The following is a 496-nucleotide window of genomic DNA, read 5'->3' on the forward strand; positions in this document are numbered from 1 at the left end:
TCGGTGGTTGCGCTGCGCCTGCCGCGTGGTGTGGATGTTGTGGCGGCGATGTTGGGTGTGTGGAAGGCGGGTGCGGCGTATCTGCCGATCGATCCGGTGAGTCCGGCCGAGCGTGTGGAGTTCATGCTGGCCGACAGCCGTGCGGTCGCCCTTGTCACGACCGGCGACCTGCTGGAAGACGTGTCGGTGGCCGACGTTGCGGTGATCGCACTCGAGGAGGCGTGCTCGGCGGACGCTGTCGAGGCGGTGCCGTCTGTGCCGGTGGATCCGCGTGGGTTGGCGTATGTGATTTACACGTCGGGTTCGACGGGTGTGCCGAAGGGTGTGGCGGTCACGCACGGTGGGCTTGTGAATTATGTGGTCTGGGCTGTTGGGGCGTATCGGGTGGGGTCGGGCGGTGCTCCGCTGTATTCGTCGTTGGCGTTCGATTTGACGGTGACGAGTGTGCTGGTGCCGTTGGCGGCGGGTGCGGCGATCACGGTGGGTGCGGACGGTG

At 66.5% G+C, this 496-nt stretch carries 1 protein-coding gene; it reads left to right on the forward strand.

Annotation, left to right across the window (positions count from 1 at the left end):
• Positions 1–496, forward strand: a 496-nt coding sequence (locus tag QSK22_RS33320) for an AMP-binding protein (RefSeq protein WP_285498486.1), incomplete at both ends; no start/stop codon positions are given.

Source organism: Actinomadura sp. NBRC 104425, assembly GCF_030269545.1.
Taxonomy (GTDB): domain Bacteria; phylum Actinomycetota; class Actinomycetes; order Streptosporangiales; family Streptosporangiaceae; genus Spirillospora; species Spirillospora keratinilytica.